We start from the raw sequence: 21,335 nt of genomic DNA on the forward strand, positions 1-21,335 counted from the left end.
CCGACAAGTCGAAAGCGAACCATGCCGCGCATCGTCGTCGAGGTCATGCCCAAGCCCGAGATCCTTGACCCGCAGGGGAAGGCCGTCAACGGCGCGCTCCCGCGACTGGGGTTCTCCGGGATCACCGGTGTCCGTCAGGGCAAGCGGTTCGAGCTCACCGTCGACGGGCCGGTGACGCCGGAGGTCCTCGCCGACGTCCGCCGCGCGGCCGAGACCGTCCTGTCCAACCCGGTCATCGAGGACGTGGTGCGCGTCGAGGCCGAGGAGTCCGAGTGACCGCCCCCGTCGCCGAGGCGGCCGGCACCGCCGCGACCCCCGACGCGAACGGGGCCCGGATCGGCGTCGTCACCTTCCCGGGGACGCTCGACGACCGCGACGCCGCCCGCGCCGTGCGCCGGGCCGGTGGCGTGGCCGTCCCGCTCTGGCACGCCGACCACGACCTCAAGGGCGTCGACGCCGTCGTCCTGCCCGGCGGGTTCTCCTACGGCGACTACCTGCGCGCCGGTGCGATCGCGCGGTTCGCGCCGGTCATGTCCGAGATCGTCGACGCGGCGAACCGCGGCATGCCCGTCCTCGGGATCTGCAACGGCTTCCAGATGCTGACCGAGGCGCACCTGCTGCCCGGGTCGATGGTGAAGAACGACCACCTGCACTTCATCTGCCGCGACCAGAAGCTCCGCGTCGAGAACGCCGACACGGCCTGGACCCACGAGTACCGCAGGGGCCAGGAGATCGTCGTCCCGCTGAAGAACCAGGACGGCCAGTACGTCGCCGACGAGGCGACGCTCGACCGGCTCGAGGGCGAGGGGCTCGTCGCGTTCCGGTACGTCGGCGTCAACCCGAACGGCTCCCGCCGGGACATCGCCGGGATCACGAACGAGCGCGGCAACGTCGTGGGGCTCATGCCGCACCCGGAGCACGCGATCGAGCCCGGTTTCGGGCCGGACGCCGCAGCCGGTCCACGGCAGGGCACCGACGGGCTGACGTTCTTCACCTCCGCCATCGCCTCGGTGCTCGCGCGCGCCTGACGCTCCGCGCGCATCGCGGGCGGACCCTGTGAAGGTCCTGACCGCGGCCGGTTCGACACCGTAACCTACGCATCCGTAGGTTACGGTCGGAGCATGAGGTTTCCCCCGTCCGACGGCGTCCTGCCGGCTTCCCCGAACGAGAGCGACGCGCAGCCCGTCGAGGCCTGGGCGCCGCGCGAGGTCATCGTCCCCGCCGAGTCGGTGCCGGAGCAGCTCCACGCCAGCGCGCGCACCTGGCCGCGTCGCGTGGCCGTCGACTTCCTGCGCCGGACCACGACGTACCGCGACCTCGAGCGCCGGGTGCTCCGCGCCGCGCAGGGACTGCTCGACCTCGGCGTGCGGGCCGGTGACCGGGTCGCCATCGTCATGCCGAACTGCACCTCCCACGTCGTCGCGTTCTACGCGGCGCTGCGGGTGGGGGCCGTCGTCGTCGAGCACAACCCGACCTACCCGGCGAGCCAGCTCGCCCACCAGCTCGCGGACTCGGGCGCGCTCGTGGCGATCGCCTGGGAGCCGAGCGTCCCGGCCGCGCTCGCGGCGCGCGAGGGCAGCGCGCTGCGCACCGTCGTCGCGGTCGACCTGACGGCCGATCTGCCGCGGTCCTCGCGCCTCATGCTCTCGCTCCCGCTCCGCGCTGCCCGTCGCGCCCGCGCCACGATGCGCGGCCCCGTCCCGCGCGCGGCGGTGCGCTGGGAGAGCGTGCTGGAGGCGCCGGAGCTGCCCGAGAGCCACCCGTTCCCCGGGGCCGACGACGTCGCGATCCTGCAGTACACCGGCGGGACGACCGGCACCCCGAAGGGCGCCGTCCTCACCCACCGCAACCTCCTCGCGAACGCCGTCCAGTGCGAGGAGTGGACGCGGATGGGCCGCGGCGAGCAGACCATGGTCGGAGCGCTGCCGTTCTTCCACGCGTTCGGGCTGCAGACGCTGCTCGTGCTCGGCATCCGCACGGCCTCGACGCTCGTCCCGTTCCCCCGGTTCGACCCCGAGGCCATCGTCGCGTCGCAGCGGCGCCGGCCCGCGACGTTCTTCCCGGCGGTGCCGCCGATGCTGGAGCGCACGGTCCGGGTGGCGGCCGCCAAGGGCGTCGACCTCACGTCCTTCTCGTTCGCGTTCTCCGGCGCGATGCCGCTCCCGGCCCAGACCGCGCGGGAGTGGGAGAGCGCGACCGGCGGGTATGCGATCGAGGGCTACGGCATGACGGAGACCGGTCCCGTCGCGCTCGGCAACCCCGTCTCGCCGGCGCGGCGGCCCGGGTCGCTCGGGCTGCCGTTCCCCTCGACGCAGATCCGCGTCGTCGATCCCGAGACGCTCGACGACGTGTCGGACGGCACCCGCGGCGAGCTGCTCGTCCGCGGTCCGCAGGTGTTCCGCGGCTACTGGAACCGGCCGGAGGAGAGCGCGGCGCAGCTCCTGGAGGACGGGTGGCTGCGGACCGGCGACATCGTGGTGCGCGACGAGACCGGGTTCGTCACGCTCGTCGACCGGATCAAGGAGATGATCGTGACGGGCGGGTTCAAGGTCTACCCGTCGCAGGTCGAGGACCACCTGCGGGAGATGCCGGGGGTCGCCGACGTCGCCGTCGTCGGGATGCCGGCCGGGGACATCGGCGAGAAGGTGGTGGCCGCCGTCGTGCTCGACGGGACCGTGCCCGAGATCTCGCTCGCCGACCTGCGCGCGTGGGCGGCGCAGCACCTCACGGGGTACGCGCTGCCGAAGGAGCTGCACGTCGTGAGCGAGCTGCCGCGCTCGCTCATCGGGAAGGTGCTGCGGCGCAGCGTGAAGGAGGGCCTGCTCGCCGGGACGGCCGATGACGCCGGTCGTGCCGATGCGGACGGCGCCGGCGGTGCCGGCGACCCGGCGCGGGCGACGACGGACGCGACGGCGAGCTGAACCCGGCGGCGCGCCGCAGACCCCGGCGATCTACCCGGGGCACGCGTGTCGTTCCCGGGGCGGGCCGCGTCCCGGTGCCATCCTGAGAACAGCCGAAGGGCCCCTCGACGTAGCGTGTCGAGGGGCCCTTCGTGTGTGACCATCCGGCATCTCCTGGTCCGCCACCCGGGGGTGGTGGTCCGGTTCGGGCGGCCGAGCCCGAGGGCCTTGCCGCACCGTCGACCGCTGCTGTCCGAGGACCGCGGCGACGACTGCCGGGTTGCCATGCGACCACATGACGTCTGGTCGCTCCCAGGGGCGTTCCGTGAGGATCGCACCAGCCGGGTTCTCCCAGTGGTCCGACGATCGGTGTCTTGTCGTCCCCGGTGCCTGGTCGGGCACCGTGTGGTCTCCCACGTGGTCCGACGACCTGCCGGTCGTCCGTCCGGTGCCGGGTGCCTCGCTGCGGCGAACCGCTGCGTGCCTCCGACTCCGACCGACCCGGGCCTCGGGGTCCGTCCCGGTCTCCCGGTCCTTCTCCCTCGGTGTTCCGAGTGCCTTGAGACTGCCCGGGTTCCGGGGGCGGCGCAACAGGTTCTGGCGAGCAGTTTCGCGTCCACAGCGCGTCCCCACGCTCGTCCACAGGGCGACCTGCTGTGATGTGCCTCACGCACAGGCCTGTGGACGAAACTGGTGGATAACTCCCGCTCACCGTCTCGCATCGTGGGACGGGCCGACGGTAGCGTGGCCGCCCATGGGGTTCTTCGAGAGCTGGAAGACGCGCAAGCGCGAGCAGGTCATGTCCGATCGCCGGGGAGCCGCCGTCGACCGGTTCTGGACCTGGTGGTCGGAGGACGGCCGGGCGCGGGCGCTCGCGACGCTGGTCCCCGCGGACGACGCGGGCGACGCGGCGGGTGACGACGCGCGCGAGACCCGCGTCGCCGAGCGCAACGACCTCGTGCGGGAGATCGCCGCGCACGCCGACGCGATCGGCCTGGCCTTCGAGATGGGACCCGGACGGGAGAAGCTGCTCGCCCTCGCGTTCACCCCGGGCGGCGACCCCGCCAAGCAGGAGCTCGCCGACCGCTGGCTCGCCGGGGCTCCGGCCGACCCGCAGGTCACCTACGACAACCGCCGCCAGCCCGTGCCCGACCCCACGAGCTTCGAGATCCAGATCGGGTCCACCGACGCCGAGGCGCCCCCGCACACGATCGACTTCGCGGGCGCGCGCGTGCGGGCCCGTCGCCGGGCGGACGGCAAGGTCGACGTGTACGTGACGCACGACGCGTTCGACGCCGTGCCCGACGACGTGGCCGGCCAGGTCACGTTCATCTTCCTGGACTCCGTGCTCGGGGAGCGGGTGGTGGAGGAGTCGATCGGGGTGATCGAGCACGGCAGCGTGCACCACGACGACGAGGTCGAGCTGCTGGCGCTGCGCGGGATCGTCGCCGGCTGACGCCCACGGCCTCCGACGTCGGGGTGACTCCGGTCGCGTATCGCGATCGAGGTCACCCCGATGTCGGAGCGGTCAGGCGAGGGCGAGCGAGCCGTCGAGGTTGAGCCGCCCCTTCGTTGGCTCCCAGGCGCGCATCGCCCAGCCCGGCCGACGGCTGTCCGGCGTCGTCTCCAGGTCGTCGACCCGCTCGACGCGCAGCGCGACGCGACCGGGTACGAGCACCGGCGCGGCGAAGTCGACCCGCCACGTGAACGCCTCCCCGCGGACCGGTCCGAGCGCCGCGAGCGCGCGGGCCGCGGTGTCCATCCCGTGCGCGATGACGCGCGGGAACCCGAACGCCCGCGCCGCGAGCGACGAGGTGTGGATCGGGTTCCGGTCACCCGAGACCCGGGCGTACTCCTTGCTCCGGACGCGGTCCGTCGTCCAGCCGCCGGTCGGGACCGGCGGCGCGAAGGGCTCGCGGGGATCGCGGGCGAGGATCGGCAGCCGCGGCAGTGCGACCCCCTTGGCCAGGTAGGTCGAGACGCCCTGCCAGGCGACGGCGCCCGCGGTGCGGACCTCCGTCACGAGCTCGACCTGCGTCCCGACGTGCTCGCCGTCGCCGATCGGGCGGAGCGCGAGCGCGCGCGCCCAGGTCCGGGCGGTCAGCTCGTCGGCGCAGGTGACGGCGCGCAGCTGCTCGACCCGGTTGGCGACGTGGACCATCCCGAGCATCGGGAGCGGGAAGTCTGGACGCGTCATGAGGGCGAGCTGGAGCCCGAACAGGCTCACGTGGACGAAGCCGGGCGGGGTCGACTCGGCGGCGCGGTCGCCGACGAGCGCGCGGTAGGCGTCGAGACGCTCCTGGTCGAGGCGGATGCCGGCGACCTCGAGCGCGACGTCCGGGACGTGCGCCCGGGCCGGGTCCTGCGTCCCGGCGCTCGCGCCGAGCATGAGCCGGCCGGACCGGGCGAGCGCCGCGGCGTACACGCGGCCGGGCTCGGGGACGGCGTCGAGGCGTTCGACGCGCTCGGGCGCCCCGCGGTCGACCGTCGCCTCGGGGTGCGCCGCGCGCGAGGCGGCGTCCTCCTCCAGGAGGTCGTCGATCCAGGGCGCGTCGCCGTGCTCCTCGCCGTGGCGTCCGACGTCCTCGGGCTCGTGCGTCGCGTCGTCCATCGGTTCCATCGCCTCCGTCACCGTCCCACGAGGTTCTGGCCGCACACGCGCAGCACCTGTCCGTTGATCCCGCCGGCCTGGGGCGAGGCGAGGAAGGCGACGGCCTCGCCGACGTCCACGGGCTTGCCGCCCTGACCGAGCGAGGAGACGCGCCGGGAGATCTCGCGCTGGACGGCCGGGATGGACGCCGTCATCTCGGTCTCGATGAAGCCGGGGGCGACGGCGTTCGCCCGCCCGCCGCCCTCGCCGAGCAGGACCGCCCAGGCCTGCGTCGCGCCGATGACGCCGGCCTTGGAGAAGCCGTAGTTCGTCTGCCCGCGGTTGCCGGCGATGCCGCTCGTCGAGGCCAGCGAGACCTGGACGAGACCGGGGGCGGCCTCGGCCAGACCGGCCGTGATCGCGAGCTGGGCCGCCAGGTTGACGGCGACGACCGACTCCCACTGGGCCGGCGTCATGTTCGCGAGCAGCTTGTCGCGCAGGATGCCGGCGTTGTGGACGAGGACGTCGAGCCGCCCGCGGAACGGCCCGCGCCCGATCGCCTCGAGGATGCGCTCCGCGGCGTCCGGGGCGGTGATGTCGAGCTGGAGGGCGACACCGCCGACCGCGTTCATCGTCCGAGCGAGCGCCTCGCCCGCCGCCGGGACGTCGACGCCGAGGACGAGGGCGCCGTCGCGGACCAGGACGCGGACCGTCTCGGCGCCGATCCCGCGGGCGGCGCCCGTCACGACGGCGACCTTCCCCGCGAGCGGCCGCGCCCAGTCGGCGGGAGCCTCGCCGTCGCCCGTCACGGGCACGAGCTGCCCGTCGACGAACGCCGACCGCGCCGACAGCAGGAACCGCAGCGTCCCGACCGCGGCCGGGGCCAGGACGTCGACCCCGTCGGCGAGCTGGATCCCGTTCGCCGTCGCGCCCGCCCGCAGCTCCTTGCCGAGCGAGCGGACGAGCCCCTCGACGCCGGCCCGGGCGGCGGCCTCGGCGGGGGAGACCTCGCCGTCGCCGGCCCGGTCGTCCCGTCGCGAGGCGTCGTCGGTCCCGTCGACCCGGGCGCGGGTCGCGTCGGACGGCAGGCGGGAGATGACGACGACGCGCGCGCAGCGCGCGAGGTCGCGCAGGACCGAGCCGAGCGCGAGGACGGGCGCCGCGGCCTGGTCGGGCGCGGTCAGGCCGGTCAGCACGACGACGACGGCGCCCCAGCGCTGCTCGCTCGGCGCGCCCGTCTCCGGCGACCACTCCCGCACGTCGCACCCCCACGAGCGCAGCGTCGAGACGACGCCGGCCACCTCGCCCGAGCCGTCGCCGCCACCCTCGCCGGGTGCGGCGTCGCCGACGACGAGCACCGGGCCGGCGACGAGCGGGACGTCGACCGAGTCCGGGTCGGTGCGCCGCAGCTGCACCGGCTCGGTGAGGCCGAGCGCCTTGGTCAGCGTGCTCGCGATCTGTCGCTGCACTCCGCGCAGCGGGGCAGGGATCGTCACCATCGCGGGCTCCTCCTCACGCCTCGAGCAGCATCGCGACGGCCTGACCGCCAGCGGCGCAGACGGAGATGACGCCGCGGAACGGCCGCTCCCGCGAGGGATCGGCGAGGCGACGGCGGTGCAGCAGCGTCGCGAGCGTCGCGAGGATGCGCGCGCCCGTCGCGCCGAACGGGTGACCAGCGGCGAGGGAGGAGCCGGCGACGTTGAGCCGCGCCGGGTCGAGCGTCCCGAGGGCCGGCAGGCCGAGCTGCTGCTGCGCGAACTCCTCCGACGCCCAGGCCGCGAGCGTCGCGACGACGACGCCGGCGAACGCCTCGTGGATCTCCACCAGGTCGATGTCCTCCAGCGCCAGCCCCTGGCGGGCCAGCAGCCGGGGCACCGCGTAGGCGCCGCCCATGAGCAGGCCCTCCTCGCCGCGGACGAAGTCGACGGCCGCGGCCTCGGCGTCGACGATCCGGGCGAGCGGCGTGTGGCCGTTGGCCGCGGCCCACGCCGGCGAGGCGACGAGCACGGCCGCCGCCCCGTCCGACAGCGGGGTCGAGTTGCCGGCCGTCATCGTCGGGTTCGACTGGTCGTTGCCGAACACGGTGCGCAGCCCGGCGAGGGCCTCGGCCGTCGTGTCCGGGCGCAGGGCCGCGTCGCGGGTGAGGCCGCGGTAGGGGGTGACGAGCGTGTCGAACAGCCCGTCCTCCCACGCCGCGGCGAGGTTGCGGTGCGACGCGAGGGCGACCTCGTCCTGGCCCTCGCGCGTCACGCCCCAGGCGAGGTTGGTGAGCGCCTGGTGCTCGCCCATGCTCAGGCCCGTGCGCGGCTCGTTGACGTTCGGAGCGACGGGGGCGAGGTCGGCGGGGCGGAGCTGGCCGAGCAGCCGGACCCGGTCCATCGGCGTCTTCGCCCGGTTCAGCTTGAGGAGCACCTTCCGCAGCCGCTCGCCCACGACGATCGGCGCGTCGGAGGTGGAGTCGACGCCGGCGGCGACCGCGACGTCGAGCTGGCCGAGCGTGATCTTGTTCGCCACGTCCCAGGCCGCCTCGAGGCTCGTGGCGCAGGCGCGCTGGAGCGTGACGGCCGGCGTCGTCGGGTCGAGCGCCGAGCCGAGCACCGCCTCGCGGGCGAGGTTGAAGTCCTTGGAGTGGTTGAGGACGGCGCCGGCGCGGACCTCGCCCAGCCGCTCGCCGGCGAGGCCGAACCGTGCGACGAGGCCGTCGATCGTCGTCGTCAGCATGTCGAGGCTCGTCGCGCCCGCGTAGTGACCGCCGGCCTTGGCGAACGGGATGCGGTTGCCGCCGACCACGACGGCCTGTCCGTCCGGTCGGGCGGGGATGCTCGGGCTGGGTGTCGCGGTGTCGGTCATGCTGGGCCTCCGGGCGAGAGCGGGTGCAGCGAGGGTACGTGACCCCCGGGGAAGCAGCGCGACGAGAACGGCGCCGGCGCAGATCCTGATACTCAGAGTACCGGCTATCGCGGCCTCTAGGCTGGCACGGTCACCTGCGCACCCCGCGCACCAGCGCGAGCCGCGCCCCCGAGGCACCTGGAGGACCGCCGTGCCGATCGAGCTCCCCGAGGCCTACGCCCCGCTGCTGAGCGGCGCGACCTACCTCGACGTCGTCGGCCCCGGGGTCCCGTGGGTGATCCCGGACGGGTGGATCGACGAGCTCGACGCCGCCGTCGAGCACATCATGCGTGAGCTCCCGGGCGTCGGGACGACGACCGGGAACACCCATTACCCCGACGGGACCTCCCGCGTCGCGTCGATCCTCTGGGAGCACTCGGCCTATCTCGCCGGGCCCGTCCCGATCTTCGCCGGGCCGTACTCGCGGTTCCCCTGGCAGGTCCAGGAGCGCTACCTCGTCAAGGACGTGCTGAGCGCGCCCCTGCCGATCCAGCGGTACTACAGCGTCGCGCCGACCTGGCCGTACAAGCTCCTCGTCCGGGCGGCCGACGAGGGGTGGGACCGGGAGACCGCGGTCGAGCTCCACCTCGAGATGCTCCGCGCGCTGCGGACGAGCCCGCTGCACCGGGAGCGCGCCGACGTGCTGCTCGGCGTCTGGGACCGGATCCGGGACGACGACCGGCTGCTGGAGATCCACGCGACCGGTCGCAGCTCGGACATCGCGTTCGTCTGGCGCAACGAGCTCGGCGACGACGTCTACTCCGTCCTGCCCGAGCTCTCCGGGGCCGTCGACCTCCTCGCCTGGGCGTACCACGGGCTCGAGGCCGTGGTCGCGGTGGCCCCCGTCTCGCCGCTGCACGGGCCGTTCTCCGTCCCGCGCTTCATCGCCGACGGGCTCAAGGCGACGGACCGCCCCGTCCCGCCGCTGCTGTCGACCGCCATCGGGTCCGAGGCGGCCGACGCGGTGGCGCGCGAGTACGAGGCGATCCCCGGCAAGGGCGACGTCGACGCGGCGCGCGCCCGGCTGCGCTCCGTCGTCGCCCGGGCGCTCCAGGCGGGCGACCTCGAGCTCGCCCGCAACCTCGTCAACCTCGCGAGCCTCGCCTCCGCCCAGGCCGGCTCCCTGCCCGACCCGCCCGTCGGGCCGATGGCGCCGGCGAGCATCCCGCTCATCACGTTCCTCGAGGACCTCGAGGAGATCTACACGCCGCGACGCGGGCGGAACCGGTTCGCCGAGGAGCTCGCCGCCCGGCGCGCGGCGGCCGCCGCCGCGGCGTCGGTGGCCGCCGCGACCGGCGACGCCGACGACCTGGGGTCCGCCGGGGGCGGCGGCGCCGCGGGCGGTGCCGACGAGGCCGGCCGCGTCCGGGTGCGCGAGGACGAGGACGGCGCGGGGTTCTCCGGCGTCGTGGAGGAGCTGGAGATCGGCGACCCGCTCGGCGACCTGGAGAAGCTCATCGGCCTCGCGCCGATCAAGCAGCAGGTGACGCGGCTGCTCGCCGAGGCGAAGGCGGAGGTGCTGCGGCGCCAGGCCGGGATGCCCGACACGGGGCGCTCGCGGCACCTGATCTTCACGGGCAACCCCGGCACCGCCAAGACCACCGTCGCGCGCATCCTGGCCCGGATCTACACCCAGCAGGGCCTGCTCAGCCGCGGGCACCTCGTCGAGGTCGGCCGCGCGGACCTCGTCGGGGAGTACATCGGTCAGACCGCGCCCAAGGTGCGCGCGGTGCTCGAGCGGGCCGAGGGCGGCGTGCTGTTCATCGACGAGGCCTACTCGCTCGTCCCCCGGGACTCCTTCCGCGACTTCGGCCACGAGGCCATGGCGACGCTCATCAAGGGCATGGAGGACATGCGTCAGGACCTCGTCGTGGTCGCGGCGGGGTACCCGGCGGAGATGCGCACGTTCGTCGACTCCAACCCGGGCGTCGCCTCGCGGTTCCCGGCGACGCTCTCGTTCGCCGACTACGGCGACGACGAGCTGTGGCAGATCTTCCAGCTCATCGCGGCCGAGGCCGGGTTCGAGCTCATGTGGGGCGTCGACCACGCGGTGCGCCAGCTCATGCCGTCGCCGCGACCGGTGAACTTCGGCAACGGCCGGTTCATGCGCAACGTCTTCGAGGAGGCGACGGCGCTCCAGGCGATGCGGGTGGTGGCGCTGCCGTCACCGAGCCCGGCGGACATCCGGACGCTGCTGCCGCAGGACATCCCGGCGGCCGGGACGGTCAAGGCCTCGACGACGGGGCCGGGGCTCTACCTGTAGCTGCCCTGCGTCGCCGGACGACGACGGTCGCGATGTCGCGAGCGTCGGGGCTCAGCCGAGCGTGCGCTCGTAGCGGCGCTGGTGGTCGCCGAGGCCGGCGAACCGGTACGGCCGCGCCGTCTCCCGGGCCGTGAGGTACTCGCGGCCGTCCTCGGGGAGCGTCGTCTTGTGCAGCACCTCGTACGCCGTGTGGTCGAGCATCACGCGGGAGTCGATCATCGCGGTGTGCTCGGCGACGCGGAGGTGCTCGCGGTAGCCGGGCTGGACGACGCCGCCGAAGAACTCCGCGACCGAGCCCGAGCCGTAGGACGCGAGGCCGACGCGGGCGCCCGTGAGGTCGCCCTCGTGGTGGTCGAGCAGCGACGCGAGCGCGACGTACACCGACGCCGTGTAGGAGTTCCCGATGACGCGGTTGTACCGCATGGTGTCCGCGAGGTAGGCGGCCACCTCGTCCGGCGTCGGGTTGGCACCCGAGAGGACGGCGAGGTGCCGGTGCGCCTTCGAGGCCATCTTCGTGAACGGCTGGTGGTAGCAGATCGCGGCGAAGTCCTCCAGCGACGCCCCGCCCTGCGCGCGGTAGTCCTCCCACGCGCCGCCGATGGCGTTGAGGTAGGCGCGGATCGAGCCCTTGCCGTCGACGAGCGCCGTCGAGCGGTAGTTGGGCCGCCAGAAGTCCATGACGTCCTCGGTGAACACGCCCGCGGGGTTCTCGACGGTGAGGAGCGCGGGGTCGGCCTGGACGAGCATCGCGGCGGCGGCGGCGCCCTGCGTCGACTCGCCGGAGGAGCCGAGGTCGTAGCGGGCGACGTCGCTGGCGACGACGAGCACCTTCTGCGACGGGTCGCGGGCGATGAGCCCGACGGCGAACTGCAGCGCGGCCGTGGCCGAGTAGCAGGCCTGTTTGAGCTCGACGACGCGCACCTGCTGCGGCAGCCCGACGAGCTGGTGGACGTAGACGCCCGCCGACTTGCTCTGGTCGATGCCCGACTCGGTGGCGAACAGGAGCGTGCGGATGCCATCGGTGCCGTTGCGCTCGATGATCCGGCTCGTGGCCTCGGCGGCCATCGTCACGATGTCCTCGTCCGGGCCGAGCACGCTCATGACGTCCTGCCCGATGCCGACCGTGAACTTCGCCGGGTCGATGCCGTGGTGGTCGGCGAGGGCGGTCAGGGGCAGGGCGTAGTGCGAGGTCGCGAGTGCGAGGTCGTGGATACCGATGCGCGGCACGACCGACTCAGACTGCGACATACCTCGAGGCTCCTCACGCGTGGCTGCCCCACGAAGACCCGTGGCCAGGTTCCGCGGGCGTGGTCCACCGACGATTATGGCCCCACTCGGGGGCATCGCTCGACCCCGGTGGTCCCGGAGCTGGGTTCTGCACGGCATCTCCACGTCCCGCGCCGGTCCGTGGAGCCGCCGCGCGGGCCGTGTCGCGGCGGCGTCTCAGGCGCCCTTGCCGCCGCGCTCGATCGCGACGTGCGAGCGCATGAGCTCGCCCGGGTTGGTCTGTGCCGCGAGCAGCGACAGCTCCCCGCACAGCACCGAGGCCGCGGCCAGCACGGCGAGCCGGCGACCGTTGACGCCCGGCTCGCGCTCCTCGCGGCAGCCGAGCCGGGTGAGCGCCTCCTCGACGGCCGGCAGCCCCTTCCCGTTGCCGACGCTGCCGACGATGAGGTGCGGCAGCGTGCAGGAGAAGTAGAGGTCGCCGTCGCGGTTCTCGGCGCGTGTGATGCCCTGCGACCCCTCGACGATGTTCGCCGCGTCCTGCCCCGTCGCGAGGTAGAAGCCGAGCAGCATGTTCGCGTAGTGCGCGTTCGCGCTGCGCAGCGAGCCGGCGACGATCCCTCCGATCAGGTTCTTGCCGAGGTTGAGCCGCTCGACGCGCTCGGCGCTCGTGCGCAGCCGCTTCTCGACGACCGCCTGCGGGATCGTGATCTCGGTGACGACGTTCTTCCCGCGTCCGAGGATCCCGTTGACCGCCGACGGCTTCTTGTCCGTGCAGTAGTTGCCGGAGATCGAGCCGTACCGGACGCCGGGGACCGTGCGCAGGAGGTGGTCCATCAGCCGGTCGGCGGCCAGCGTCACCATGTTGTGGCCGGAGGCGTCGCCGGTCGTCAGCTCGAACCGGACGAACAGCATGTCGCCGACGATCTGGACGTGCAGGTCGATCAGGCGGGCGAACCGGCTCGTCGTCGACACGACCTCCTGCAGCTCCTCGCGCGCCGCCTCGATCCGCCGCCACGCCGCGAGGGCCGTCGCGGCGTCGTCGGCCTCGAGCAGGATCGAGCGCGACATCCGCTCGTCGACGACGACGGCGCGGATCCCGCCGTCGGTCAGCATCGAGACGCGGCCGCCGCGTCCGACCGACGGCCACAGCGGCGTCTCGTAGGTGGCGAGCGGGACGCTCAGCTCCTCGGTGCCGGCGAACCCGTCGGCCGCCGCGGCCGTGATGCGCAGCGGCCCGACCCACTTGAGCGGGATGGGGGTGGACGACGGGCTCTGGCTCGGCGCGGTCGCGTCGGGGGAGGTGCTCACGCCGTCAACCTATCGAACGACCTGGCGACGCGGTCGGCGTCGACGGCGCCGCCCGCCGCGGGTCACTGGGGGCGAGCCCAGGGGCTCGGGTCGCCCGGCCCGGGCGCCTGACCGGGCGCCTGACCCTGCGCCTGTGCCTGCTGCCCGGGCTGGGCGTGCTGCCCCGGCTGGGCGTGCGGGGTCGGCGCCTGGTACGGGTCGTGCCCGGGCATCGGCGCCGGTCGCGGCGTCGGGCCGGCGACGCCCGCGGGCGCCTGGGGCGCGGCGGTGACCTCGTCGGAGTACGCCTGGGAGCGCGTGATGACGCGCAGGATGATCGCGCCGGCGATGAGAACCGACCCGATCGACAGCGACACGGACTGGACGACGTTGAGCATCCAGCTGATCCACGAGTACGCCTCGTAGGCGAAGGAGCCCCAGGAGTTCATCATCGTCGAGAGGATGAGCTGGCCGAGGAAGACGAGCACGCCGCCGAACGCGGCGAGGGCGATCCCCCACAGGAGGCACCGCCTGGCGGCCGCCTCGAGGTAGGCGGCGCGCGGCGAGGTCGGCTGCGGCGCCTGGAACGGTGACGGCGACTGCGGCAGCGGCTGGGCGGGGTACGAGGAGTAGTCGGCCATCGCGACAGTCTGCCAGGTGGCCCCGACCCGCCCCGGTCCTGCCGCCCGGGCCCCCGCCGCCGCGACGGGCCGCCCGGCGGAGTGAGGGCGGAAAGTACCTGATACTCTGAGTTTCATGAGTCGCGTCGACGTCGATGCACCCACCGAGACCTCGGCCGACGGCCGCGCGCGCCGGTGGGACAGCCACCGCGCCGCCCGCCGCACCGAGCTGACGCTCGCCGCTCGCCGTGCCGTCCACCACGGCGGCCCGGACCTGTCGATGGACGACATCGCGGCGGCGATCGGCACGTCCAAGTCCATCGTCTACCGCTACTTCAGCGACCGCGCCGGTCTCCAGCGAGCCGTCGGGGAGGCCGTGCTGCACGACCTCGGCACCGCGCTCGCCGAGGCCTCCCGCGAGGCTGCGACTCCCGAGGGCGCCCTGCGGGCGATGGTCGCGGTCTACCTCGAGATGGTCGCGGCCTCGCCGTCCGTCTACGTCTTCGTCACGGGCGGCGCCGCGATCGAGGCCGGCGACGACGAGGCGCCGATGCGCGTGCTCGCCCACGACGCGGCGACGCTCCTCGTCCCCAGCCTCGCGGACGTGCTCGCCGCCACCGGCCGCCCGGTCGACCTCGCGCCCGTCTGGGCCGCGGGCGTCATCGGCTTCGTCCGCGGCGCGGCCGACCTCGTGCTCGCCCGTCGCCCGGTCGACCTCACGTCCTTCGCCGACGCCATCGCCGACTGGCTCTGCCACGGCACCTCGCAGCTCCCGTCCGCCGCACCCTCCTGAACCGCCGAAGGAGTCAACGATGACCACCGCACCCAGGTCGGCCCGCCCGACGTCGACGAGCGAGCCGGTCCCGTCCGACGCCGTCGCCCTCAGCTCGCGGGCACGCGCCCAGATCTCCGACGCGCTCGACGGTCGCTGGCGCGACCTGCGCCGGCACACGCGCGACGTCGCCGCGGAACCCGGCCTCGTCGGCATCCCCGGACTGCCGATGCCCGAGCACCGCGCCCGCGTGCTCGCCTGCCTCGCCGACCTCGCGTCCCGCGGCGAGGTGCAGCGCGCCTTCCCGACCCGGCTCGGGGGTGGCGACAACCCGGGCGGCAACATCGCGGCGTTCGAGGAGCTGCTCGTCGCCGACCCGAGCCTGCAGATCAAGGCCGGCGTCCAGTGGGGCCTGTTCGGCGCGGCGGTGCTCCACCTCGGCACCCAGCACAACCACGACGAGCTCCTGCCCGGCATCATGTCGCTGGAGGTGCCCGGGGCCTTCGCGATGACCGAGATCGGCCACGGCAGCGACGTCGCATCGATCGGTACGACCGCCACCTACGACCCGGACGCCGAGGAGTTCGTCATCCACACCCCGTTCCGCGGGGCGTGGAAGGAGTACCTCGGCAACGCGGCGCTGCACGGCGTCGCGGCCGTCGTGTTCGCGCAGCTCGTCACGGGTGGCGTCAACCACGGCGTGCACGCGTTCTACGTGCCGCTGCGGGACACCTCCCGTGAGCCGGACGAGCGCGGCGCGTACCCGATGCTGCCCGGCGTCCGCAGCGAGGACGACGGCTACAAGGGCGGCCTCAACGGGATCGACAACGGTCGCCTCGCGTTCGACCACGTCCGCGTGCCGCGAACGAACCTGCTCGACCGGTACGGCCGGGTCGACCCGGACGGGACGTACTCCTCGCCGATCGCCTCGCCCGGCCGCCGGTTCTTCACGATGCTCTCGACGCTGGTCCAGGGTCGCGTCTCGCTCGGTGGGGCGTCGGCGGTCGCGTCCAAGATGGGGCTCGCCATCGCGGTCCGGTACGCCGAGCAGCGCCGCCAGTTCCCGGGTGCCGACGGCGTCGAGACCGTCCTGATGGACTACGGGACGCACCGCCGCCGGCTGCTCCCGCTCCTGGCGAGGACGTACGCCGTCCAGCTCCTCCACAACGACCTGCTCGAACGCTTCCACGGCGTCTTTGCCGGCGAGCGGGACACCGACGCCGACCGCGAGGACCTCGAGACGCTCGCGGCGGCGGCCAAGCCGCTCGCCACCTGGCACGCGCTCGAGACGCTGCAGACGTGTCGCGAGGCGTGCGGCGGGGCGGGGTACATGGCGGCCAACCGGATCGTCGGGCTCCGCGCGGACCTGGACGTCTACGTCACGTTCGAGGGCGACAACACCGTCCTGCTCCAGCTCGTCGGCAAGCGGCTGCTCACGGACTACGGCCGGGAGACCGCGACGATGGACGTGGCCGGGCAGGCGCGCTGGGTCGCCAAGCGGGCCGGGGACATGGCGCTCTACCGGACGCCGCTGCGCCGCGCGTCGCAGTCGGTGCGCGACTGGGGCTCCAAGGCGCGCTCCGCGAGCGAGCTGCGCGACCCCGCCGTCCAGCGGGAGCTGCTCGAGGACCGCGTCGAGACGATGATCGAGGAGATCGCGCTCCGGCTGCGGCCGTCGCTCAAGGGCTCGCCGGAGGAGAAGGCCGCCGCGTTCGACGCGAACCAGGCCGAGCTGGTCGAGGCGGCCCGCGCGCACGGCGAGCTCATGCAGTGGGAGGCGTTCACCGAGGCGCTCGACTCGGTCACCGACCCCGACGGCCGCCGCGTCCTGACCTGGCTGCGCGACCTGTTCGGCCTCCACCTCATCGAGTCCCACCTCGCCTGGTACGTCGTCAACGGTCGGCTCTCGGCGCAGCGGGCACGCACGGTGACGTCCTACATCGAGCGGCTCCTCCTCCGGCTGCGCCCGTACGCGCTCCAGCTCGTCGAGGTGTTCGGCTACGGCGACGCCCAGCTCCGCGCGGACATCGCGACGCCGGCGGAGAGCGAGCGACAGGCCGAGGCGATGGCCTACCACGCGGCCCTGCGCGAGAGCGGGGACGCGCCCGTCTCGGAGAAGGACCTGCTCAAGCGCGCCGGCTGACCCGTTCGCCCGCGGGATGCGGGCGTGGGTGCGCGCAGCCGGGACGGCCGGGGTCGGGCCGCGCATCGTGGCCCGACCCCGGCCGTCGTCGACCGACCCGGGTCACGTCGTCGGCGTCACGCCCCGGCGTTCCGACGGCGGACGTGTGCGAGCGCGCCAGACCCCAGCGTCAGGAGCACCAGCGTCAGGACGACCACGCCTCCGACGGGTGCGCCCGTGTCCGAGAGCCGGCCGGACGCGCCGGCCGGCGTCGACGCGGCAGCCGTCGTGCCCGGGGTGGCGCTAGGCGTCGGCGTGGACGGCGAGCTGGGCTCGGGAGATCCCGGCGCGGTGGGCGACGGCGAGGTGGGCGTCGGGCTCGGTGTCCCGGCGTCCTGCGCCGCCCGCAGGACGAGAGCGTGCTCGCCGTAGACCAGCTCGGCGTCCTCGCCGGCCAGTCCCGTCACCTCGAACGACGCGAACGCCGCCCCGGCAGCGAGCGATCCGTACTCCACGAGCGTGATCGGCTCCTCGAGCGTCGTGCCCTCGGGCAGCTCGACCCGCAGCGCTCCGCCCAGGTCGGCGGCGCCGGTGACGGCGAGCGCCGGCGCGTCCTCGACCGTGAGGGTGAGGGCGCCGTCCGCCGCCTGCCGGTAGTCACCCCCGACGAGGACGGTGCCGTCGGTCGCGTCGACCAGCTCGCCGGCCGACACCTCGACGGTGCCCGCGCCGAGCGCCGCCGGCGATGCCGCGAGCAGCCGGCCGCCGTCGAGCACGGTGCCCCCGCGGTAGTCGTTCGCCCCGGTCAGGGCGAGGCTGCCGGTGCCGCCCAGGGTGAGCGAGCCGGGACCGGAGACGTCGTTGCGCCACACGTCCTCCTCGCCGTCGAGCGTCACGGCGACGTCGGAGTCGAACGCCCCGTAGCCGTTGGCCGCGGCGAACAGGTCGAGCCGACCCCAGCCCTCCGGGTCGTCGAGGAGCGGGTAGCCCGACTCGATGGCGGTCGAGCGCAGGAGCCAGCGGAGCTGGCCGGCGTCGAGGTAGGGGAAGCGGGTCTCCAGCAGCGCCTCGGCGCCCTTGGGCACGACGGCGGGGAGCGTCGGGTCGCCGAGCTGCTCGAAGCCCTCGACCGTCGAGGCGCGGTACGCCTGCGCCCGGTCCCGGTACTCCGCCTGGGCGGCGGGGGAGAGGTCGATCGACTCGACGACGGGGGAGGCGGCGAGGAGCTGCTGGGCGTCGGCGAGGGCCGTCGCCCGGATGCCCTCGTACGCCGGGTTGGCGAGGACGGCCGCGGCGGTCGCCGTCCCGAGCACCCGGCCGCCGACGACGTCGAGCGAGGAGTGGAAGCCGGCGACGATGCGGCTGTGCCCCATCCCCGCGGCGTTCTCGACGAGGTCGTCGTACTGCTGCGGCACGGCGTGGGCGAGCGCGAGCGAGGCGAGGTAGGCGGCGTTCGTGTGGCCGCTGGGGAAGCCCCCGTCCGTCGCCGGGTTCGGCGACCGGCGGGGCTCGAGGCTCCAGATGACGACGTCCTCGGTGCCGGCCCACCGGAAGGGCCGCGGGTACTGGTAGAAGTTCTTGGCGTTGTTGCTGGTCGTGTACCAGCCCCGCACGGTGTTGACCAGCTCGGTCACGCTGCCGAGCTCCGTGTCGGGGCCGGTGTCGGCCCAGACGCCGTTCTCGTTGCCGGTGTCGTTGTGGACGACGGTGGCGGCGTCCGCCGGCACCTCGTCGGGGATGGTCGTCCCGGCGTTCATGGCGACGCGGAACGCCGGGGCGTAGGGGCCGAGGCCGTCGAGCGCGGAGTAGCTCTGGTGGCGACGGTCGATGACGTAGGCGTAGTCCTCCTCCGCCGGTGTCCGCGCCGCGGCGATCGCCGCGTTGCGGTCGAGGTTGGCCTCGTGCACCCCCGCATCGAGCACCGTGCCGTCGTCCCATGCCGCGCCCGGCTGCCACACCTCCAGCATCCCGGCGAGCACGCCGATCGCCGGGCTGGTCTCGACCGTCGTGTTCTCCTCGACGTTGCCGCTGTAGGCGTCGACGAAGTAGCCGTAGGGGCCGGGCCGCGGGGCGATCGCGTCGTCCGGGCCGGCCGACGCCGCGGGGGTGAGGAGCTGCCCCGCGAGCGCGAGGACGCCCGCGGCCGACAGGGTCGACAGGGCCGCGGTGCGGGGACGTCGAGCCGGGCTCGTGCCTCTCCCCGGTGGCCGGGACGGGGTGGGTCGTAGGGGCGCTGCTGCCATGACTCTCCTTCGGGTCACTGGGGCGGGACGTCGTGTCGTCCCGCCGACGTCCCGATCGACCCTAACGATCACGGAGACATATGTCACGACATATGGACGTATGTGCGGCCGCGACCCCATCGGTCTCGCGTGCCGAGCCCGGGTTAGGATGACCTAACAACATCGCGAGGAGGACGGCTCATGCCCCCGAAGAACGTGCGCACGACCGAGGCCCAGGTCGTCGAGAAGTCCTGGGTCAGCCCGCACCTCGTGCGGCTCGTCCTCGCCGCGCCCGGTGGCGGCCCGCTGTCGGAGCTGCCGGGGAACGAGTTCGCCGACGCCTACGTCAAGGTCGTGCTGCCGCCGCGCGGCGTCACCCTCCCGTGGCCGTACGACGCGGCCGAGCTGCGCGAGACGCTGCCGCCCGAGCAGTGGCCCGTGATGCGGACCTACACCATCCGGTCGTTCGACGGCGTGCACCTGACGCTCGACTTCGTCGTCCACGGCGACGAGGGCATCGCCGGGCCGTGGGCGCGGGACGTCGAGCCGTTCGGCGAGGGCAGCCTCGTCCAGCTTCGCGGCCCCGGCGGGGCCTACTCCCCGGACCTGGACGCCGACCACCACCTGCTCGTCGGCGACGCCTCGGCCCTGCCGGCCATCGCCGTCGCGCTCGAGCGACTGCCGAGCGGGGCCAGCGCCGACGTCGTCGTCGAGGTGGAGGACGCGGCCGACGAGATCGAGCTGCCGACCCTCGCGAGCGCGACCGTCCGCTGGGTGCACGCGGCCTGCTCGTCGCTGCCGCCGGGGGAGGAGATCGTCGCCGTCGTGCGGTCGCTGCGCCTGCCGGGGAGCGGGGATGACGACGAGGGCGCGACCGCGGCGTCGGGCCTGGACGTCCACGCGTTCGTCCACGGGGAGGCGGGCTGGGTCAAGGAGCTGCGCTCCCACCTCCGGTTCGAGCGGGGCGTCCCGCGCGAGCGGCTGTCGATCTCGGGGTACTGGCGCCGGGGCGTCGACGACGAGCAGTGGCGCGAGAGCAAGCGCGAGTGGAACGCCCAGGTCGAGGCGACCGAGCTCGCGGCGACCGGCGGCTGAGCTGGGGCGGGAGAGCGGACCGCGGGCGACGCGGCGGCGTCAGCGACGGGTGAAGACCCCGCCCGTCGTCAGCTCCTCCTGGCCGACCGGCGCGAGAGTCATCGAGTCGCCGGTGCAGGTCACGGTCCACACGGCCCCGACGCCCTGCGCCGCGTAAGCGGTGAAGTCGCCGGACCGATCCCGCCCGTCGATCGTCGTCGTGACGGTGCCATCGGCGGAGACCAGGTCGGTCTGCGTCAACCGGTCCCCGTCGAGCGTGTACCGGGTCGCGTAGGTCCCGGTCGTCACGGACGTGACGTCGACCCGTCCGCCCTTCGACTCGACGACGACGCTCGAGGTCAGGTCGACCTCGTTCGTCCAGGTGGTCGCGTCGACCGTGACGACGGCGTCGCCCGTGAGGTCGATGTCGATCAGCGTCGAGTCGCCTGCCGCGAGCGCGGCCAGCCGCGCGGCGGCGAGGTCCATCGTCCAGTCGCCGGTGAGGCAGTCGGCGAGCGAGACGTCCGACGCGGCGGCCCCCGGGTCACCCGACCCGGCGGGCTCGCCCGTCGACCCCGAGCCGCCCGGCGCCGCGGCCCCGCCCGAGCACGCGGAGAGCGTGAGGGCGAGTGCCACGGCACCGAGCGACGTCGTCGCGCGCAGGACCCGGCGCGGCGCGACGCGGGGCTGGGTCATCAGCGACGGGCGAACGTCTGGGTCATGCCGCTGACCGAGAAGGTCATCGTCGAGTCGTCGCAGGTGACGGTGCCCGGCACGTTGAGGCTCGCCTCGGCCGCGTCGGCCATGTCGATGACCTGCTCCTGGCCGGCGACGGTCGTGGTCGAGGAGCCCTCGGCCGACACGACGCTGGTCTGCGTGAGCTGGTCGCCCGCGAGCGTGTACTCCGAGGTGTAGGAGCCCTTCGAGACGGTCTCCATGTCCATCGTCTGGCCGCCGGCCTCCATCGAGATGCTCGAGGTGCTGTCGACCTCGCTCGTCCAGGTGGTCGCGTCGATCGTGACGTAGGAGTGGCCGTTGGCGTCGAACGCGTTGACGGTCATGCCCTCGCCGAGCGCCTCGAGCTGCGCCTTGACGCTCTCCAGGTCCAGCTCCCAGTTGCCGATGAGGCACGACGCCAGGTCGCCGTCGGCGGGCGCCTCGGCCTGCGTGGTCTCCTCGGCGGACGGGGTCTCCTCCGGGGTCGCCTCCTGCGAGGTCTCCTCGGCCGGGGTCTCGGTGTCCGAGGTCGCCGGGGGCTTCGCGTCGCCCGAGCAGGCGGCGAGCGTGAGGGCGAGCGCGGAGGCGCCGAGGACGGCGAGCGCGCGGGTGGTCGTGGTCGTACGGGCGGTCAGGTGCCGGATCGACATGT

General features: G+C 74.1%; 17 protein-coding genes. 8 read left to right on the forward strand and 9 right to left on the reverse strand.

Annotation, left to right across the window (positions count from 1 at the left end):
- The first annotated feature begins 21 nt into the window (after positions 1-21).
- From purS to EDD28_RS08295, 4 genes are all read left to right on the forward strand, one after another.
- Positions 22-276, forward strand: coding sequence for a phosphoribosylformylglycinamidine synthase subunit PurS (gene purS, locus EDD28_RS08280; protein WP_123739174.1), 255 nt, complete (start codon positions 22-24; stop codon positions 274-276).
- Positions 273-1,028, forward strand: coding sequence for a phosphoribosylformylglycinamidine synthase subunit PurQ (purQ, locus tag EDD28_RS08285; RefSeq protein WP_123739175.1), 756 nt, complete (start codon positions 273-275; stop codon positions 1,026-1,028). Before purS ends, purQ begins: the two co-directional genes overlap by 4 nt.
- A 93-nt stretch (positions 1,029-1,121) precedes the next feature.
- Positions 1,122-2,921: an AMP-binding protein gene (locus tag EDD28_RS08290; RefSeq protein WP_123739176.1), complete on the forward strand. Its 1,800-nt coding sequence runs from the start codon at positions 1,122-1,124 to the stop codon at positions 2,919-2,921.
- A 733-nt stretch (positions 2,922-3,654) separates the two neighbouring features.
- Positions 3,655-4,356: a hypothetical protein gene (locus tag EDD28_RS08295; protein WP_123739177.1), complete on the forward strand. Its 702-nt coding sequence runs from the start codon at positions 3,655-3,657 to the stop codon at positions 4,354-4,356.
- Positions 4,357-4,428: 72 nt separating this feature from the next.
- Here the strand turns inward: EDD28_RS08295 and EDD28_RS08300 are convergent, their stop codons facing one another.
- The 3 genes from EDD28_RS08300 to EDD28_RS08310 are packed head-to-tail and all read right to left on the reverse strand — an operon-like array spanning position 4,429 to position 8,340.
- Positions 4,429-5,511 carry a MaoC/PaaZ C-terminal domain-containing protein gene (locus tag EDD28_RS08300; protein ID WP_170169403.1) on the reverse strand — a complete coding sequence of 361 codons (1,083 nt, stop codon included), beginning with the start codon at positions 5,509-5,511 and terminating at the stop codon, positions 4,429-4,431.
- 17 nt (positions 5,512-5,528) lie between these two features.
- Positions 5,529-6,989 carry a 3-oxoacyl-ACP reductase gene (locus EDD28_RS08305; protein WP_123739179.1) on the reverse strand — a complete coding sequence of 487 codons (1,461 nt, stop codon included), beginning with the start codon at positions 6,987-6,989 and terminating at the stop codon, positions 5,529-5,531.
- Between the two features lie 13 nt (positions 6,990-7,002).
- Positions 7,003-8,340: an acetyl-CoA C-acetyltransferase gene (locus tag EDD28_RS08310; RefSeq protein ID WP_123739180.1), complete on the reverse strand. Its 1,338-nt coding sequence runs from the start codon at positions 8,338-8,340 to the stop codon at positions 7,003-7,005.
- 190 nt (positions 8,341-8,530) lie between these two features.
- On the opposite strand from EDD28_RS08310, the gene EDD28_RS08315 reads away from it, so the two are divergent.
- The gene (locus EDD28_RS08315) at positions 8,531-10,642 is read left to right on the forward strand and encodes an AAA family ATPase (RefSeq protein WP_123739181.1); all 2,112 of its coding nucleotides are present in this window, start codon (positions 8,531-8,533) and stop codon (positions 10,640-10,642) included.
- 51 nt (positions 10,643-10,693) lie between these two features.
- On the opposite strand, the gene EDD28_RS08320 is transcribed toward EDD28_RS08315, so the two are convergent.
- The 3 genes from EDD28_RS08320 to EDD28_RS08330 form a co-directional block, all read right to left on the reverse strand.
- A complete protein-coding gene (locus EDD28_RS08320; protein ID WP_123739182.1) occupies positions 10,694-11,890 on the reverse strand; it encodes a hydroxymethylglutaryl-CoA synthase in 1,197 nt (398 codons plus the stop codon).
- Positions 11,891-12,085: 195 nt separating this feature from the next.
- Positions 12,086-13,177 carry a hydroxymethylglutaryl-CoA reductase gene (locus EDD28_RS08325; protein ID WP_123739183.1) on the reverse strand — a complete coding sequence of 364 codons (1,092 nt, stop codon included), beginning with the start codon at positions 13,175-13,177 and terminating at the stop codon, positions 12,086-12,088.
- Between the two features lie 62 nt (positions 13,178-13,239).
- Entirely contained in the window at positions 13,240-13,797 is a 558-nt protein-coding gene (locus EDD28_RS08330) for a hypothetical protein (protein ID WP_123739184.1), read from the reverse strand.
- Between the two features lie 115 nt (positions 13,798-13,912).
- On the opposite strand from EDD28_RS08330, the gene EDD28_RS08335 reads away from it, so the two are divergent.
- Both EDD28_RS08335 and EDD28_RS08340 read left to right on the forward strand, forming a co-directional pair.
- Positions 13,913-14,569 (forward strand): TetR/AcrR family transcriptional regulator, encoded by a 657-nt coding sequence (locus EDD28_RS08335; protein ID WP_123739185.1) that lies wholly within the window; start codon positions 13,913-13,915, stop codon positions 14,567-14,569.
- A gap of 19 nt (positions 14,570-14,588) precedes the next feature.
- Positions 14,589-16,691: an acyl-CoA dehydrogenase family protein gene (locus EDD28_RS08340; RefSeq protein WP_123739186.1), complete on the forward strand. Its 2,103-nt coding sequence runs from the start codon at positions 14,589-14,591 to the stop codon at positions 16,689-16,691.
- Between the two features lie 116 nt (positions 16,692-16,807).
- On the opposite strand, the gene EDD28_RS08345 is transcribed toward EDD28_RS08340, so the two are convergent.
- Positions 16,808-18,913: a phosphatase PAP2 family protein gene (locus EDD28_RS08345; RefSeq protein WP_123739187.1), complete on the reverse strand. Its 2,106-nt coding sequence runs from the start codon at positions 18,911-18,913 to the stop codon at positions 16,808-16,810.
- Positions 18,914-19,093: 180 nt separating this feature from the next.
- Between EDD28_RS08345 and EDD28_RS08350 the strand changes: the two genes are divergently transcribed.
- Positions 19,094-19,987, forward strand: coding sequence for a siderophore-interacting protein (locus tag EDD28_RS08350; RefSeq protein WP_123739188.1), 894 nt, complete (start codon positions 19,094-19,096; stop codon positions 19,985-19,987).
- Between the two features lie 39 nt (positions 19,988-20,026).
- Here the strand turns inward: EDD28_RS08350 and EDD28_RS08355 are convergent, their stop codons facing one another.
- Together EDD28_RS08355 and EDD28_RS08360 are read right to left on the reverse strand one after the other, a co-directional pair.
- Entirely contained in the window at positions 20,027-20,662 is a 636-nt protein-coding gene (locus tag EDD28_RS08355) for a hypothetical protein (RefSeq protein WP_123739189.1), read from the reverse strand.
- Positions 20,662-21,333, reverse strand: coding sequence for a hypothetical protein (locus EDD28_RS08360; protein ID WP_123739190.1), 672 nt, complete (start codon positions 21,331-21,333; stop codon positions 20,662-20,664). The genes EDD28_RS08355 and EDD28_RS08360 overlap by 1 nt, the downstream gene beginning before the upstream one ends.
- Positions 21,334-21,335 lie beyond the last annotated feature (2 nt).

The organism is Salana multivorans, assembly GCF_003751805.1.
Lineage (GTDB): Bacteria > Actinomycetota > Actinomycetes > Actinomycetales > Beutenbergiaceae > Salana > Salana multivorans.